Source organism: Hyalangium sp., from assembly GCF_045802625.1.
Taxonomy (GTDB): Bacteria; Myxococcota; Myxococcia; order Myxococcales; family Myxococcaceae; genus Hyalangium.
Genome location: NZ_JBJMQP010000252.1, coordinates 17,840 through 33,275 on the forward strand (window position 1 = coordinate 17,840; position 15,436 = coordinate 33,275).

General features: G+C 65.0%; 15 protein-coding genes and 1 pseudogene. 12 read left to right on the forward strand and 4 right to left on the reverse strand.

What is annotated here, in order from left to right:
* Positions 1 to 6: 6 nt before the first annotated feature.
* From ACJ8AT_RS39220 to ACJ8AT_RS39240, 5 genes are read left to right on the forward strand one after another with little or no spacing between them, the layout of a single operon-like run.
* The gene (locus ACJ8AT_RS39220) at positions 7 to 741 is read left to right on the forward strand and encodes a response regulator (RefSeq protein WP_407743114.1); all 735 of its coding nucleotides are present in this window, start codon (positions 7 to 9) and stop codon (positions 739 to 741) included.
* Between the two features lies 1 nt (position 742).
* The gene (locus ACJ8AT_RS39225; protein WP_407743115.1) at positions 743 to 1,468 is read left to right on the forward strand and encodes an ATP-binding protein; all 726 of its coding nucleotides are present in this window, start codon (positions 743 to 745) and stop codon (positions 1,466 to 1,468) included.
* 25 nt (positions 1,469 to 1,493) lie between these two features.
* Positions 1,494 to 1,868: a response regulator gene (locus tag ACJ8AT_RS39230; RefSeq protein ID WP_407743116.1), complete on the forward strand. Its 375-nt coding sequence runs from the start codon at positions 1,494 to 1,496 to the stop codon at positions 1,866 to 1,868.
* Between the two features lie 36 nt (positions 1,869 to 1,904).
* The gene (locus ACJ8AT_RS39235; protein WP_407743117.1) at positions 1,905 to 2,843 is read left to right on the forward strand and encodes a Rieske 2Fe-2S domain-containing protein; all 939 of its coding nucleotides are present in this window, start codon (positions 1,905 to 1,907) and stop codon (positions 2,841 to 2,843) included.
* Between the two features lie 9 nt (positions 2,844 to 2,852).
* Entirely contained in the window at positions 2,853 to 3,629 is a 777-nt protein-coding gene (locus ACJ8AT_RS39240; protein ID WP_407743118.1) for a lysophospholipid acyltransferase family protein, read from the forward strand.
* A 509-nt stretch (positions 3,630 to 4,138) separates the two neighbouring features.
* Here ACJ8AT_RS39240 and ACJ8AT_RS39245 read toward each other — a convergent pair.
* Positions 4,139 to 5,092 (reverse strand): trypsin-like serine peptidase, encoded by a 954-nt coding sequence (locus ACJ8AT_RS39245; protein WP_407743119.1) that lies wholly within the window; start codon positions 5,090 to 5,092, stop codon positions 4,139 to 4,141.
* A 266-nt stretch (positions 5,093 to 5,358) separates the two neighbouring features.
* Here ACJ8AT_RS39245 and ACJ8AT_RS39250 point away from each other — a divergent pair, with 266 nt between their 5' ends.
* Entirely contained in the window at positions 5,359 to 8,940 is a 3,582-nt protein-coding gene (locus ACJ8AT_RS39250; RefSeq protein WP_407743120.1) for a protein kinase domain-containing protein, read from the forward strand.
* Here ACJ8AT_RS39250 and ACJ8AT_RS39255 read toward each other — a convergent pair.
* Together ACJ8AT_RS39255 and ACJ8AT_RS39260 are read right to left on the reverse strand one after the other, a co-directional pair.
* Positions 8,930 to 9,244 carry a hypothetical protein gene (locus ACJ8AT_RS39255; protein ID WP_407743121.1) on the reverse strand — a complete coding sequence of 105 codons (315 nt, stop codon included), beginning with the start codon at positions 9,242 to 9,244 and terminating at the stop codon, positions 8,930 to 8,932. The genes ACJ8AT_RS39250 and ACJ8AT_RS39255 overlap by 11 nt on opposite strands.
* A 261-nt stretch (positions 9,245 to 9,505) precedes the next feature.
* A complete protein-coding gene (locus ACJ8AT_RS39260) occupies positions 9,506 to 11,116 on the reverse strand; it encodes a sigma 54-interacting transcriptional regulator (protein ID WP_407743122.1) in 1,611 nt (536 codons plus the stop codon).
* A 338-nt stretch (positions 11,117 to 11,454) separates the two neighbouring features.
* Here ACJ8AT_RS39260 and ACJ8AT_RS39265 point away from each other — a divergent pair, with 338 nt between their 5' ends.
* The 5 genes from ACJ8AT_RS39265 (at position 11,455) to ACJ8AT_RS39285 (ending at position 14,771) form a co-directional block, all read left to right on the forward strand.
* Positions 11,455 to 11,829 carry a hypothetical protein gene (locus ACJ8AT_RS39265; RefSeq protein WP_407743123.1) on the forward strand — a complete coding sequence of 125 codons (375 nt, stop codon included), beginning with the start codon at positions 11,455 to 11,457 and terminating at the stop codon, positions 11,827 to 11,829.
* Positions 11,830 to 11,836: 7 nt separating this feature from the next.
* A complete protein-coding gene (locus ACJ8AT_RS39270) occupies positions 11,837 to 12,793 on the forward strand; it encodes a caspase domain-containing protein (protein ID WP_407743128.1) in 957 nt (318 codons plus the stop codon).
* Positions 12,790 to 13,269, forward strand: coding sequence for a hypothetical protein (locus ACJ8AT_RS39275; RefSeq protein ID WP_407743124.1), 480 nt, complete (start codon positions 12,790 to 12,792; stop codon positions 13,267 to 13,269). Before ACJ8AT_RS39270 ends, ACJ8AT_RS39275 begins: the two co-directional genes overlap by 4 nt.
* Positions 13,270 to 13,376: 107 nt before the next feature.
* Entirely contained in the window at positions 13,377 to 13,829 is a 453-nt protein-coding gene (locus ACJ8AT_RS39280) for a TIR domain-containing protein (RefSeq protein WP_407743125.1), read from the forward strand.
* A 369-nt stretch (positions 13,830 to 14,198) separates the two neighbouring features.
* Positions 14,199 to 14,771 carry a TIR domain-containing protein gene (locus ACJ8AT_RS39285; RefSeq protein ID WP_407743126.1) on the forward strand — a complete coding sequence of 191 codons (573 nt, stop codon included), beginning with the start codon at positions 14,199 to 14,201 and terminating at the stop codon, positions 14,769 to 14,771.
* A 67-nt stretch (positions 14,772 to 14,838) separates the two neighbouring features.
* Here the strand turns inward: ACJ8AT_RS39285 and ACJ8AT_RS39290 are convergent.
* Positions 14,839 to 14,970: pseudogene (locus tag ACJ8AT_RS39290) on the reverse strand (IS30 family transposase); the annotation flags it as partial.
* Between the two features lie 349 nt (positions 14,971 to 15,319).
* Here ACJ8AT_RS39290 and ACJ8AT_RS39295 point away from each other — a divergent pair.
* Positions 15,320 to 15,436, forward strand: a 117-nt coding sequence (locus ACJ8AT_RS39295; RefSeq protein ID WP_407743129.1) for a helix-turn-helix domain-containing protein, incomplete at its 3' end; no start/stop codon positions are given.

Here is a 15,436-nt window from a genome sequence, read left to right on the forward strand (position 1 = left end):
GCCCTGGTGAGCACGGCGCGCATCCTGGTCGTCGATGATGAAGAGTCGATGCGAATCACCCTCGCGGGGAACCTCGAGCTGGAGGGCTACGAGGTGGTGGAGGCCTGCTCCGGCGATGAGGCGCTGCGCCTGTCGCGCGAGCGGCCCGTGGACGTGGTGCTGGCGGACATCCGCATGCCGGGGCTGCACGGGGTGGACCTGTACCGCCACCTGCGGCGCGCCCAGCCTGGGCTGCCCGTGGTGCTGATGACGGCGTTCGCCCAGGAGAGCCTGGTGGAGGATGCGCTCGCGGAGGGCGTCTTCACCGTGCTGCACAAGCCCTTCGACGTGGAGCACCTGCTGCGCACGCTGCGGCGCGCGGCGCGCACGCCCGAGGTGCTCGTGGTGGACGACGTGCGGGAGGTGGCGGAGGTGACGGTGGAGGGGCTGCGCCTGTGCGGCCTGCGAGCCCAGGCCGTCTACGATGGGGATGAGGCGGTGGCTCGCATGCGCACCGGGAAGATCGACGTGTGCGTGGTGGATCTGGTGATGCCGGGCATGACAGGCCCGCAGGTGGTGGAGAAGCTGCGAGGGGCGGGGCAGCCCGTGGCCTTCATCGCCGTCTCCGGGCACGAGGTTCCTGACATGATGCGCCAGGTGGCCGCGCTGGGAGACGTCTCCTGCATGCGCAAGCCCATCTCCATCCGCGAGCTGGCACAGACCATTGCCCGGGCCCGCGGGCGAGCCTTGACGAGGAACTGACATGGTGGACGACAACGACACAGCCTTCGAGGTCCGCGAGCGCGCGGCGGTCGCGGAGGTGGTGACCTCCGTGCTCCGGCATGATCTGCGCAACCGCTTCGCCAGCATCCGCAACGCCTCGTATTACCTGATGCGGCAGGCCCAGAAGGCGGAGCTGTGGAAGATGGATCCGCGCGTGGAGATCTTCTTCGAGCTCATCGACCGCGAGCTGTCCTCCGCCGAGCAGCTGCTGTCGGCCCGCCACCCCACGGGGCCCGCCGAGCATCACGGCCCGGTGCGGCTGTTCGAGGCGGTGGAGCGGGCGCTGGCTCGCTCGCACATCCCCTCCTCCATCCAGGTGGAGCACGCCTGGCAGGAGCGGGCCTTCGTGGACGCGGATGATCCGGAGAGCCTGGTGCTGCTCGCCCGCTGCTTGATCGACAACGCCCTGGAGGCGATGCCGGAGGGCGGCACGCTCGGGGTGCGAACGCTGCGAGCGGAGGAGAACCGGATCCTCCTCGAGGTGACGGACACCGGGCCGGGGATCCCCGAGGATCTGCGCCCGAAGGTGCTCGATCCCTTCATGACGACGAAGCCGGGCCACGCGGGCGTGGGGCTGTGCATCGTCCAGCGGCTGGCGCTGCGCAACCGCGCGTGGATGGAGCTCAAGCCGGGCGAGTCGGTGGGCACACGGGTGAGGGTCTCCTTCCCCATCGCGGACGGAGCGGAAGTCCCTGGCGGCACCTGAGCCGTGAGCCGAGGGAAGGCACGTCATGGAGACCTCGGGTGCACCGCGGAGCCTGCTGCTGGTGGAGGATGATCCGGCCAACTGGCTGACGCTCTCGGCCTTGCTGGAGGAGGCGGGCTTCGCCGTGGACATCGCCGAGTCCTGCGCACAGGCCGCCCGGTATCTGGAAGGCCGGCCGCGGTATGACGCGGTGCTGCTGGACTCGCTGCTGGGAGATGGGAACGGGTGGGAGCTCGTTCCGCTGATCCGCCATCGGGTGCCCGCGGCGAGGGTCGTGCTCGTGTCGGGGCAGGAGGGCGCCGGAGCGTGGACCCCGGCGGATGCCCTGTTCCACAAAGGGGACGACGTGGGGCAGCTCCTGGAGTGCCTGGAGCGGCTTCTGAGACGCGAGCTCGGCTGAGGGGAGTGAGGGACTGGACTATCATTGACCACCGCCATGGACGCTCGCTTCCCCTTCACTTCCTATCCGCGGGGCTGGTTCCAGGTCGCCTGGACCGAGGAGCTGCCCGTGGGCGGAGTCAAACCGCTGTCCTGCTTCGGCAAGGAGCTGGTGCTCTTCCGGACGGAGGACGGAGTGGCGCACGTGCTGGATGCGTACTGCCCGCACCTGGGGGCGCACCTGGGCCATGGCGGCCGGGTTCAGCAGGGGCTGCTCCAGTGCCCTTTCCATGGCTGGCGCTTCAATGGCCAGGGCACCTGCGTGGAGATTCCGCACGCGGGGAAGATCCCTCCGGGCGCGGCGCTGGGCGCGTGGGCGGTGCACGAGCTGGACGGCCTCATCCTCGTCTACCACGCGCTGGATGGCGCACAGCCGGCGTGGCGAGTGCCGGCGCTCCCCGAGGCGAACACCGAGGGCTGGGTGCGCCTCCTCACGAAGGAGTGGCGCATCCGCACCCACCCGCAGGAGATCGCCGAGAACATCGCGGATCCGACCCACTTCCAGCACGTCCACGGCATGCTGTCCCAGCCCGAGGTGGAGGTGTCCTCCGAGGGCCCGATATTCCGAGTGGACGCGAAGGTCGTTCAGCCCACGCCGAGAGGCCCGGTGCAGGGGCGCATCCTGTCCGAGGCCCACGGGCTGGGGTACTGGGCCATCCGATTCACGGGCATCGCGGACGTCACGTCCATCTCCGCGGCCACCCCGGTGGGGCCCGAGCACCTCACGCTGCGGCACACCTTCTTCGTCCGCGCGTCCTCGCAGCCGGGGACGGCGAGCAATGTCAGCAAGGCGCTGGTGGCGGAGATCATCCGCCAGGTGGAGGAGGACATCCCCATTTGGGAGAACAAGCTCTACCGGCCCAAGCCTCTGCTCTCGGCGGGAGATCGCTCCATTCCCTCGCTTCGCCACTGGAGCCGCCAGTTCCTCGAAGGGTAGAAGCGCTCCATGTCCGAGCGCTCTCCCTCCCGCCCCGTCCAGCTCCTGAGGACGGCGCTGGCCGTGAGCTGGTCCATGCTGTCGCTGGTGGTGTTCATCCCGCTGGCGCTGCTGGCGCTGCCGGTGGACAGGCGGCAGCGGGTGCATGACGTGTGCTCCATCCTCTGGGCGCGGGGCATCCTCGCGCTGGTGGGGGCCCGGCTGGTGGTGCGAGGGGCGGAGCACGTGTCCCGGGACGAGCGCTACATCATCGTCGCCAACCATCAGAGCCTGCTCGACGCGATGGTGATGGTGGCGGCGCTCCAGCCGCTCACGCCGGTGCGGATGGTGGCCCGGCGCGGCGCGTTCCGCATCCCGCTGATTGGCTGGGGGATGCGGTTGTTCGGGCACATCTCGGTGGATCCGCGCAGCATCCGCGCCTCGCTCCCCGGGCTTCAGCAGGCCCAGCAGGGAGTGGCGCGGCGCTGGTCCACGGTGTTCTTCCCGGAGGGAACGCGCAGCGTGGACGGGAAGGTGCGCCCGTTCCACAACAGCGCCTTCCACATCGCCTCGCGTGCGGGAGTGCGCGTGTTGCCGGTGACGATCTCAGGTGCGTTCGACATCATGCCCCGGCACAGCAACGTGGTGCTTCGAGGCGGGGAGATCCACGTCACCCTCCATCCCGCGATGGGGCCGCTGGAGCAAACGCACGACGCGGCCGTCACGGCGTCGACGGCGTGTCAGCAGCTCATTGAAGCGGCGCTCCCACATTTACAGAAGGAGGCGTCGCTTCAAGTCCCGGCTTGAGCGGCGGGTTCGACTGCCGCCGCCTCCATGCAGCAATGGGCCCCGTGGCACCGCTCAGGCGCCACGGGGTTTTCTTTTTCGCCCAGAGTCTTCTGGGCGCCTCTGGCTCGGATTGAGGAATTCAGCGACGAGTCACGGCCCGATCGACCGGGTTGATGTGAAAAACCGGGGCGCCCCGGCCCAGGGCGTAACGCACTACGTCTGCTATTCCTCCTTTGCCATTGGTTGGCAGGCCATTCCACACCGCCAGCATTACCTCGGAAGTCTCAACGATGCGCTTGCCCGCGACTATGAAGGCATCCTCGTTCAGGGCGTCATAGACGAGCGAGGTGAACAGTCCCCTCCGTTCACCTCGCTGGAGACATCGGAGGCTCGGCTGGCGCTCAACACTGAGACGCCCTCCTTGAGCATCGCCACATCGTTGCTCACGGCCGACAACTGCCCCAGGGCTCCACTGTGACAACAGCCGAGGGCGATCCTGGTCACAGCAACTCCCCGCAAGGCGGGCGTTAATCGAACCGCACCCCAGCGCTCTTCAGCATGGGATCGTCGGCAAGCTGCCACAGGGCCACCGCGTAGTTGGCATGCCGGTAGTGGCCCCGGAAGTGCAGACCGATGACGCGCCCGGTCTCCAGATCGACGACGCAGGAGCCGGAGTTCCCACCCAGGGTCGAGCAGTCATGGGTGAAGATCGGCTGCCCGGCTTCCACCTCCAGCACCTTGCCTGGTTGGAGCCGCTTCACTTGGTACACGCTGCCGAAGATGTCCCGGAGCACCTGCGGTGGAGTCAGCCCCTGGTTGTCCGAGGCCGGGTACCCGATGACGTAGACGTTGCGGCCCACGAGGGACTCGGAAGGCATGGAGGTGAGGGACAGCGGCCCGGGAGCAGGGTGGCCATGCGTTGCCTCGCTCGACACCCGCACCAGCGCGAGGTCGAGCGAGTCGTGAACGGCAAGGATCTCCACCAACTGGAAGCTCGCCCGAGCGGTGCTTCCCCGCTCGGCCCGGTAGTCGATGGCAGGGGTCATGCCCCCCATGAAGCGCCAGGTGCCCTGGTCCAGCTCGCTGAAGTTCTTCACGACATGCCGGTTGGTCATCACCACGTCTGGGGCCACTAGGAACCCCGTGCCGATCATCTGGGACTCCCCAAAACCGAAGGATACCTCGATGCGGCCAACGCTCGGGGCGATGCGGCGGATGCTCGCACGCTGCTGATCCAGCAGCGCGCCCCAGGGCGCTGGCGGCGAGACGAAGTCCCCACCGGTCACGAAGAGTGCGGGCCGCACGACGAGAAGCACCACGGCCTCCAACCCCAGCAACTCCACGTCGGATAGGTTGGCCGCGTCTCCTTCCTGCTCGAGCTTCCGCAGGCCCCGTGTGCCGGCCTGCAGGAGCTGCTCCTCGGGCCTCGGGGCTGGTTTCTCCCACGGGGCGGCGGGCTGGCGCAGGGGGGGAATCACCACTGCCCGTTCCCGCTCAAGGCGCTGAAGCAGTACGCGGGCTCCCCCACCCTGGAACTGCGCCTCAAGCTGTTTCACATCACCCAGTGTGTTTCGCAGTTGCGCGACGAGCCGTTCCTTGGCATTCATACCACCCCCTGTGTCTTTGTGTTTTTCACTCTGGGCAAGGGTTGAGACATTTGGATTGCTCCTGGCACGGTATAGTGGCACGGAAGCTTCAATCCCATACGTCGTCTCTCAGCTCGCCAATGAAGCCTCTCGGAGCAGCCTTGGTACACGAAGCGCACGAGGCCGAACTGCAACTGGCCGTGGCCGAGGGCTTCATCACCCCCGAGGAGGTGGAGGGCTTGCGTGAGGAGCTCCACCGCCAGAGGGGCAGCCCGCTGGAGCTGCTTGTGGCACGCGGCATTATCTCCGAGCAGACGCTGGTCGCGAAGCGCCAAAGCGCGGTGGACGCCGCGACCCTGGGTACTGGCAAGCCCCAACCGGCCGCTCCGGCCTTCCCCATTCCGCATTGGGACCGCTACCGGTGCGTGCGCTTTCTGGGGCAGGGCGGCATGGGCCAGGTGTTCCTCGCCTATGACTTGCGCCTGCACCGCAACGTCGCCCTCAAGTTCGTCAAGGGCGATGACACCGAGCTCGTGCGCCGCCTGCTCTCCGAGGCTCGCGCCCAGGCCTGCGTGGAGCACGAGCGCGTCTGCAAGGTGCACGAGGTGGGCGAGGTGGAAGGCCGCCCCTACATCGCCATGCAGTTCGTCAATGGCGTACCGCTGGGGCAGTTGTCCGGCACGCTCACCGTAGAGCAGAAGGCGCTGGTGCTCCGGGAGGCCGCCGAAGGCGTCCATGCCGCCCACCGCGCGGGCATCATCCACCGTGACCTCAAGCCCTCCAACATCCTGGTGGAGTGCACCGAGGACAAGCGCCTCAAGCCCTATGTCGTGGACTTCGGCCTGGCGCATAACTGGGGAGAGAAGGGCTCTCTCGGTTCGGGCAGCGGCACACCCCAGTATATGTCCCCTGAGCAGGCCCGGGGCGAAGTGGCCCAACTCGATCGGCGAGCCGACGTTTACAGTCTCGGCGCCACGCTCTATGCCCTGCTGACAGGGCAGCCCCCCATCCCGGGCGCCAACGGACTGGAGGTGCTCAGCAACATCCCCACCGTGGAGCCGAGCCCGCCCCGCTCCATTAACCCCGACATCCCCAGGGACCTGGAGGCCATCGTCCTCAAGTGCCTCGAGAAGGACCGCTCGGGCCGCTACGACTCGGCGCGCGCCCTCATTGAGGACCTGGAGCGGTTCCTCTCGGGTGAGCCCGTGCGGGCGCGCCCCTCCAGCCCCTGGGACTGGGTGCGAAAGAAGGCCCGCAAGCACCGCTTGGTGGTCACCGTGGCCGCCGGGGCCCTGCTTACCGTCTCCCTCGCGCTGGGCTGGGCTGCCTATACCCGCTCCCAGTCCTCCCGGCTGGTGCAGCTGGCCAGCAGCTTCACCCGCAAGGTCGAGCACATCGAGGCCCTGGCCCGCTACTCGGGGCTCGCCAACCTGCATGACACGCGCGCTGACCGCGAGCAGATCCGCGCGCACATGGCCGAACTCGAGGCGGAGATCCGCGAAGCGGGAGCGCTGGCGGTCGGTCCGGGCAACTACGCGCTGGGGCGTGGCTGCCTCGCGCTTGGCGACAAGCGCGGGGCCCGCGAGCACCTGGAGGCCGCCTGGCAGAGCGGCTTTCATGAACCTCGCGTCGCCTGGGCACTGGCGCTGGTGCTGGGCCAGCTGTACCAGGAGCAGCTCGTGGAGGCCGAGCGCCTGACCGTCTCCGCGCAGCGTGAGGCGCGCAAGCAGGACCTCCAGCGCGAGTACCGCGATCCCGCGCTGGCCTACCTTCGCCAGTGCCAGGGCCCCGACGTGCCTTCCCCCGAGTACGTGGCCGCCCTCATCGCCTTCTACGAGGACCGCTTCGATGAGGCGCTGGGCTTGCTGGACGTGACGGGCCAGCGCCTGCCCTGGTTCTACGAGGCGCCCCTGCTGCGCGGAGACATCCTCCGCACCCGCGCCGCGCGGCGTTGGAACCAGGGAGATCGCGAGGGTGCGAGAGCTGACTTCGAGGCGGGCCGCCGCGACTATGCCGCCGCTGCCTCGACCGGCGAGAGCGTGCCCGAGGTGTACCAAGCGCTGGCCGAGCTTGAGTACACCGCACTGGTCATGGAGCTGTACGGCCAGGGAGACATTCAGCCTCCCTTCCAGCAGGGCATGAAGGCCGTGACCCTCGCGCTCCAGGCCTCGCCCGAGAGCTTCGAGGCACGGCTGCTCGAGGCCCGCCTGTACCGCCGCCTCGCGGAGGCGCGACTGATGAGCAAGGGGGCCAACGCGGAGGAACCTCTCCAGCAGGCCATCTCGGCCGCGCGAGCCGCCGTGGAGCTCGCACCCGACGAGCCCATGATCCCCCTGGAGCTGGGGCGCTCCTTCTATCTCTGGGGGCAGAGCCGCCTGCAGCATAGCGAGGATCCGAGCGAGCAGATCCGCTTGGCCTTCGAGGCGCTGGAACGCACGCCCGCGAAGCACCGCGGCGCCGAGTTCCACGTCCTGCTCGGCATCGTCTTCGAGCTCCGGTCCACTTACGACCAGCAGTCCCACGGCGATCCTCGGCCTGATCGGGAGAAGGCCATCAGCGCCTTCATCGAGGCCGTCCGGCTCGATGAGCGTCAGCTGGCGGCTTGGACCAACTTGGCAAATATCTATGTGGCGCGGGCCCTGGACGCGTCCGCCCCGGATCCCGATGGAGATCTGTCGCGAGCCATGGCCGCGCTCGATAAAGCCCGGGCGCTCAATCCTCAGCATGTCGTCCCCTATTTCTCCGCGGCCGAGGTCCAGATGCAGATCGTCCAACGGAGCCGGGCCCGCGGCGACGATGTCCGGCCGGAGCTAGACCGGGCACTGGATCTCTACAAGCGAGGGTTGGCCATCAACTCCGCGCTTCCGCAGCTTCACAATGGCGTGGGCACGGTACTCCTTGAGCAGGCCCGGGAGACCTGGACCCGCGGCGGCGATCCCGTCTCCCTCCTCGATCGAGCCCAGGCCGCCTATGAGAAGGCCGTGTCCCTGGCCCCCAATCAAGGCTTTGCCTACCACAATATCAGTGAGGTGCTTCTCCAGCGGGCCGTGTACCAACGTGCGCGCGGGGAGTCCCCAGAGCGAAGCCTGCATGCGGCCGTCAAGGCGGCCCTGCAAGCCATTAATGAGTTCAATCAAGCGCCCCCCTGGCGCAACCTGGGCAGAGCCCACCTGCTCCTGGCCACTGTTGAGTTGGAACACGGACGCGACCCAAGCTTGAACCTCACCCAGGCCAGGAAGGCGCTGCTCACAGCCACCGAGCGAGACTCCAGCCATGCAGAGGCCTGGCAGTACCTCGGGGAGACACAGGCGATCGAGGCACGCAGGGGCGCGCGGCGGGGGCAGGACCTGAGCAGTGCCTTCGAGCAAGCGGAGCAGAACTTCCACAAGGCCATCGCGCTGGCTCCCGTGTCTCACTACCATCGACTTGCCCTGGTGCGCTTCTATCTGGAATGGGCCACATGGCTCAAGGAGCACGGAGCAGATGGTGCGCCGCAATTGAAGCAGGGTCTTGAGCAGGCCGAGGCCATCTTGAGCACCCGCCAGGACTGGCCCGATGCGCGCGTCCTGCACGCCGCCCTGCTCCTGCTGCGGGCAGAGACGGCCCCCCCCGCCTCCGTGGATACGTTCCTGTGGAAACGTCAGGCGCTGGAGGATTTCACCCAAGCCCTCGGGTCCAATCCCAACCTCAAGAACGAGTGGGAGCCTCTGCACAGGCGCGCCCGCCAACTTGTCAGGGAATGACAGTGATCGTCCCGTTCACCGTTCCCGACTGCTCGTCGGCGGGCGCTCCCTCGGCACCGAAGGCTTTGCTCACCTTGGTGCCGAGCCTGTAGGACCTGGGGCTGATGGTACTGCGGATGGTCTTCTCCTTGCCGTCAGGGCCCACCACGAACAGGTTTTCATCCTCGAACACCGCCCCCGCGACACTCACCTCGGCCTCATCCGGCCGTCCGGCCAACTGGAACCGGACCCTGTCTCCGGGTCGGGCGATGAGGGTGGAGGGCTCGAAAGCGCTCTGCTTGATCTTGATGTCATGCACGGCCATGGCCAACGCTCCTGTTCAGTGACAATCCATGCCTCTGATTACAACAGGCGTGCCAGGCTCCATCCCCCTAAACCTGCTGAGTGAACCGTGTGGAGCCTCTCCTCGGAGGTTGCATTCACTCTCTTCCGGGAACTGGAGGAGCCAGAACCGTCCGCGATTACGGCCCGACATGTCTGCCGGCATGCGCCGACATGTCCGCCGGCACGCGCCGACATGTCCGCCGGCACGCGCCGACATGTCCGCGCCACGGTCCGGTCCGGCTCAGGACTCCTCGCTCTGGAGCAGCCCCAGCTCCTTGAGACGGCGCACGACCGCCCACCGGGAAGTCTTCAAGCGCTGGGACATGGCATCCAGGTCGCCCTTGCAGTCGCGATAGTGGCGGGCCAGGTCCTCCTCGCTCAAGCGATTGGCGGCGCGCACGTGAGGGTTGCGCTCCAGCCAGCCATAGAGTGAGGACCGGGCGACGCCGAGCTGCCCCGCCGCCTTCTTGATCTCCCAGCCGTTCGCTGCGAGCGCTCCGAAGATCTCCTCGTCGGTATGCTCCGAGAGCTTGCGGCGGGAAGCGCCCGCCGCCGCCGAAGGCGCCGGGGTGGTGGAGGGATGGGGTGGGCTCGCAGGCACCGGCGCGGTCCCAGCCAGCTTCTGCGCCAGCCGCAGGTCAAGCCGCAGCGTGGGCTGCCCCCGGCTGTCGATGACGATCTGCCGCGCCATGTTGCGCAGCTCTCGGATGTTGCCCGGCCACTGGTAGCGCAGCAACTGCAAGGCCACGGAGGTCGGCAGCCACGGCTCGTCGTCCGCCTTCCCAGGCTTCAGCCGGTACCCCTCGTCAATGGATTTTAGCTCCTCCCGCACGAAGTGGAGGAACAGCAGCCCAATGTCCTCCCGGCGCTCACGCAGTGGTGGCACCCGGATCTCGTAGCCCGCCAGCCGGTGCAGCAGCGGCTCCTTGAAGCGCCCCTCTAGGATCTGCTTCTCCAACTGAGCGTCCGTCGCGGCCACCAAGCGAACGTCCACCTTCACGGGAACGTGCTCGCCCACCGGGAACACCTGCCGCGTCTCCAGCACCCGCAGCAGCATGGCCTGGACCTCGAGGGGGGCCTCGCCCACCTCGTCCAGGAAGAGCGTGCCGCCGTGGGCCGCCTGGAAGTAGCCCTCCTTCTTTACGGCCCCGGTGTAAGCCCCCCGCCCCGCTCCGAACAGCTCCGAGGCAGCCAGCTCCTTGGTGAGCGCTCCCAGGTTCACGCTCATGAAGGCCTTGCTCCGCCTGCGACTGAGCCGGTGGAGGGCCTGCGCAATCAGCTCCTTGCCCGAGCCCGTCTCCCCGCGAACGAGCACGGGCACATCCAGGTCCGCCACCTGCTCGATGTGAGAGCGCACCTGCTGGAGCCCCAAGCTGATACCCACCATGCCCAAGGCATCCGCCGCGCTCGCCGAGGTGCTCGCCAAGTGCAGCAGCAGCACCACCCGCTCGCCCAACTCCAGCGGTACGCCGGCGACCACCTGCTCGGGGGAAAACTCCCAGGGGCCATGTGGGGCCGCGCCCGGGACCGCCACCTGGCGGCTCTCACCGGGGTCCAGCAACACGGCTCCCGGCTCTTTGCCGGGGGCGAAGAGCAGGGGCTTGCGGCTCAAGCCGGGGTCGGACAGGGCCAGCCCTATTCCGTCACCGGGGGGCGTGAAGTCCGGCGCGTTGCGCGAGACGAGCACCTCCCGTCCCACCGCCAACGGTGCCAGCAGCAGCCGGTCCCCTACGCGCTCTGGCACGGGGTGGGAGACAACGGTCAGCGCTGGGACCGGGCCTGGAACTCGCGCGTCCCCGCTCTTCCTGCCTCGGTTGAGTGTGGAGATGTCCCTCAGGGTCTTGTCTCGCATGGCCCACTTTCCGCGGTCCCCAGCCTGAATCTACAGGAATTCGCCTTGGCATACGGGTTGCTAAGGACGGTCTGCGAGCAAACCCGCAGGAGTCCGCCCATGCACCGCGTTCGTACCCTGGCTCAATCCCTTCGCCTACGCACATTCCTTCTCCTCGCGCTTGGCCTGCAGGTGGGCTGCGCGAGACAGGGGGCAGGGGCGTCTACAAGCAGCACCATAAGGTGCCCGGCCTGAGCGCGAGGCAGGCCGAGGCCCACGCGAGGGCGGCGCGGAGCCTTTAGTGCGGAAATTTGCTGAACCTTCGCTGCTGAACTTCAACCATGACTGGAGGTCATTCCATGCCGAAACGAATCTTTACGAGCTTTGCAATCGAAGACATCAACCTGCGCACCATGCTTATCGGCCAGGCGCGCAACGAACGCTCGTCCTTCGAGTTCGTCGACATGTCGGTGAAAGAACCGTGGGACGAAAAGTGGAAGACCAACTGCCGGATCCGAATTAAGGGCTGCGACGGCGTGATTGGCATCATTACGAGTAACACGCCCAAGGCTGACGGCCAGCTCTGGGAACTGAAGTGCGCTTATGAGGAGAACATCCCCGTGCTCCTCATTTATGGCAATGATAGCCGCCCGTCTCTTCCCGCTCCGATCAGTGGCAAGCGCGTAAATATCTGGACCTGGGACAATATCAAGGACTTCCTGGATCGGTTGTGAGGTGAAGATGGTGCGGCTTGCTCTTCTTGTTGGCATCGACGACTACCCACTTGGATCGCATCTCTATGGTTGCGTCAACGATGCACGCGCGATAGCGAAGTTGCTGAGCCGCAACGCCGATGGTACCCCAAACTTCCAGTGCCGGATGATGCTGTCGAGCGAACAGCAGATCACGAGGGCTTCCCTGCGTGATCTGGCCGAAGAGGTGTTCAATAAGGCCAATGTTGACATGGCTGTTTTCTACTTCGCCGGCCATGGCTCCTTGCACAAGAGCTTTGGCGGTCACCTCGTCACCCAAGACTGCAAACCCTCTGACGAAGGGCTGTCGATGGACAAGCTCATCGCGCTGGCCAACCAATCGCCCGCACGTGAACGGCTGATCATCCTCGATTGCTGCCATGCAGGTGCGATCGACGATCTCGTCGCAACACAGGGGCCTGTCCCGCTCCAAAAGGGCGTTGCGATCCTTGCCGGCTGTGGCCCGGATGAAGACTCGCGGGAGTGCGGTGAGCGCGGCTTGTTCACTCGTCACGTCTGCGATGCGCTCGAAGGCGGCGCCGCCGACGTGCGCGGCTTCGTAACGACGGGTGGCATTTACGCCTACCTCAATGAAGTACTCACAGGCTGGAACCAGCAACCGCTGCTGCACGCCAACCTGACGAAGCTGACTCCGATCCGGCGTGCCGACTCAGCGGTAAGCGACGAAAAGTTGCGTATGCTCACGGAGTACTTTCCTACTCCGGACTACGTGCACCCGCTTGATCCGTCATACGAGCCTTCAGCCGAGCCAGAGCATGGAGATCATGAGGCAATTTTCTCGCGACTCCAGCAGTTCCGGGCTGCGCGGTTGCTGGTTCCTGTTGGCACCGACCACATGTATTACGCAGCGATGGAGAAACGTTCCTGCCGGTTGACGCCGCTCGGCCAGTTTTACTGGCGCGCGGCAAAGGCAGGGAAAATATGAAAATTGGCGCCACAGGGCACCAGCATCGGTTGGGACTCGATTGGACCTGGGCAGCGGAAGCGCTCGACCTTGTGTTGGCAGAACAACCAGCTCCACTGATTGGCTTCAGCGCGCTCGCGGCTGGAGCCGATCAGCTCTTTGCGCGGACGGTGTTGTCCAGGGGTGGTCGTCATGTGGCGCTCATTCCACTCAAGGAATACGAGCGCTGCTTTGACGAGCCAGACGATCTGACCGCCTACCGCGAACTCCTTTCAGAGAGCGAGATCGTTCAACTCGCCCATCCTGGTCCCACTGAGGCGGCATTTCTCGCCGCTGGCCGTCAGGTCGTTGAGCGGTCCGACCTGCTCGTCGCAATTTGGGATGGCCAGTCGGCCGTAGGCCGTGGTGGCACTGCGGACATCGTAGCTTACGCACGCGAGTCTGGCCGCCCCGTCGTCCACCTCAACCCATTCTCTAAAGTGATCAGATACTTATAGAAATACGGCTGTAAGAGCTTCTGACAAAAGTCCCCTGGAAGGTGCGCCAGTCCTTACTTTTGTTAGGAACTCAGGTGAGTGTACGTTCCAGTGAAAAGGTTCAGAACATGAATCCAGTTCTGGGTGCAGCCCTTCTTGGTGGGTTTCTCTGGTGGGTATTTCGCGACAAGCACCCCAAAGCCTTCATTAGCTTCGCGGTCGAAGATGCCGTGTACCGAAACTACTTAGTCATGCAGGCAAAGAATGAACGCACCCCTTTCAAATTCGAGGATTATTCCCTTCACGAGCCATTCAGTAATGCATGGAAGACTCAGACAAGGGAGATCATCCGAGAATCAGATGTGGTGGTCGTGATGATCGGTAGCGACACATATCGGGCCGAGGGTGCTCTCTGGGAGATCAATGCGGCACTAGAGGAAAATGTGCCTGTCATTGGTGTCCACATCAACAGAGATCCGAGAGGCCGCGTGCCCTCCATTCTTAGGGGTTGCCCAGTCATTCCTTGGACCTATAAAGGGCTTGCGCGCGAAATACGTAAGGCGTTGAAAACTAAGAAATAATCTCGGCAGGCCCGATTTAGGGCACACAGAACAGCTCGGCAAGTCAGGGTGAGCTAATTCCAGAATCATGAGAGCGATGCGCATGGAGGCTTGGTTGGCTCCATACTTTGGACGCATGGCGTCAAGAAGTAAGCCGTGCGGTTGCTGTTTGTGGAATCGAGGAAATCAATGAGTCGTGCTGTCCCCCGGCTTCCGTCTTCTGTTGGATTCACGTGTCTGCATCCAGGCTGTACGAATAATGGGCAACCGCTTAGTCGTGAAAATCGGTATCTTGATAATGAGTACCGCTGGCACTGCGCCAGTTGCCACACTTTCCTTAGGTCCTTTGTGTTGGCCTCAGAGGAACCATCGCCCCTTTTTGAGAGCCCGGTGAAAGATGCGGGACTAAATGCTGCGATTGGAACAGTAGGCGGAGCCGCACTAGGGCTCGTAACATTCGGTCCTTTTGGGCTTCTTGTAGGAGGCCTATTGGGGGCTGGCGCTACATATGCAGTTCATGAGGCAAAGCATAGCAAAACGCCGGGTATAGCTGAGCTTCCTGAGGGGAAGATTCCGACCTTTATCAGCTTTGCCTTCGAGGACAGTCGGATGCGCGATTTGTTTGTGGGGCAATCGCGAAACCCTAACACCCCCTGGGACATTGCTGACCATTCGGCCCATGAGCCTTTTAGCGAACGATGGAAAAGTCAAATGCGGCTTCGCATCCTGCGCTCAAAAGTTGTAATTCTATTGGTAGGCGCTCAGACTTATGCCTCCGAGGGAGCTATTTGGGAGGTTGAGACCGGCCTGGAACTGGGAATTCCTGCTTTTGGTGTGTGGCTCAGTCGTGAAGCACGGGGAAAAGTCCCTTCCTGCCTGAAACCTGAGAACATCATCGACTGGACCTGGGAAGGTATTAGTCACATGATCCGCTGGAGCGCGACGCTCAAGCAACCTATTTAGCGCTAGTTGTTGGCAATGACTTCTGAGAGTTTCCCTGTTCATTATCCTGCCTTAGATAAAGGTTAGCGCTGTCCTTGCCCGCCATCTTCACGAGCATCGTGAAGCGTGTGTGCCGCTCGACCAGTGTGGCGATGTGGCTGTTGGTCGCTCCAGCCAGCAGGTCACCTTCCCAATCCCCCGGCACCGCCTTGTCCTCCACCTGTCGCGCTTGGTGGCCTTGCTCCGCCAGGAGGGGCGCCCGGAAATGAGCACGCACCAGCACCGCGGTCCACGGCGACGGGCGCCGCCATGCTGCACGTATGTCGCAGGAGCGTGCGGAATGGGATGGGACAGGACGGGACGACACGGGACGCGGCGGGATAACGACCCCGAATCATTTCGGGCGATTGCGAGGTAAGGGCGCGATTCTGCTAAGCCAGGGAAGGTAATTCCGTTCAGGGGGTAGCATGACTGCCTCCCTCTGAGGTGGGTAGCAAGAGCAGCGACAACGCTGCAACTTCGACCGCATCGAACTGACTCCATCCGAGAGGCGTGAGCTCCAACGAGCAGTGCGCGATGGCCGCCGGGGCGAGGCCCTGCGCGCTACTATCGTGCTGTGGAGTGCCCAAGGGGAGAGCGCCAACAGCATCGCCCGTGCCCTGGGAGTGACGGCCAGGACGATCTAC

Coding starts and splice junctions, on each gene's coding strand:
- ACJ8AT_RS39270 (WP_407743128.1), top strand. CDS start 11,837: ATGGTGCGGCTTGCTCTTCTTGTTGGCATCGACGACTACCCACTTGGA.
- ACJ8AT_RS39255 (WP_407743121.1), bottom strand. CDS start 9,244: ATGGCCGTGCATGACATCAAGATCAAGCAGAGCGCTTTCGAGCCCTCC.
- ACJ8AT_RS39260 (WP_407743122.1), bottom strand. CDS start 11,116: ATGCGAGACAAGACCCTGAGGGACATCTCCACACTCAACCGAGGCAGG.
- ACJ8AT_RS39230 (WP_407743116.1), top strand. CDS start 1,494: ATGGAGACCTCGGGTGCACCGCGGAGCCTGCTGCTGGTGGAGGATGAT.
- ACJ8AT_RS39265 (WP_407743123.1), top strand. CDS start 11,455: ATGCCGAAACGAATCTTTACGAGCTTTGCAATCGAAGACATCAACCTG.
- ACJ8AT_RS39280 (WP_407743125.1), top strand. CDS start 13,377: ATGAATCCAGTTCTGGGTGCAGCCCTTCTTGGTGGGTTTCTCTGGTGG.
- ACJ8AT_RS39235 (WP_407743117.1), top strand. CDS start 1,905: ATGGACGCTCGCTTCCCCTTCACTTCCTATCCGCGGGGCTGGTTCCAG.
- ACJ8AT_RS39225 (WP_407743115.1), top strand. CDS start 743: ATGGTGGACGACAACGACACAGCCTTCGAGGTCCGCGAGCGCGCGGCG.
- ACJ8AT_RS39240 (WP_407743118.1), top strand. CDS start 2,853: ATGTCCGAGCGCTCTCCCTCCCGCCCCGTCCAGCTCCTGAGGACGGCG.
- ACJ8AT_RS39275 (WP_407743124.1), top strand. CDS start 12,790: ATGAAAATTGGCGCCACAGGGCACCAGCATCGGTTGGGACTCGATTGG.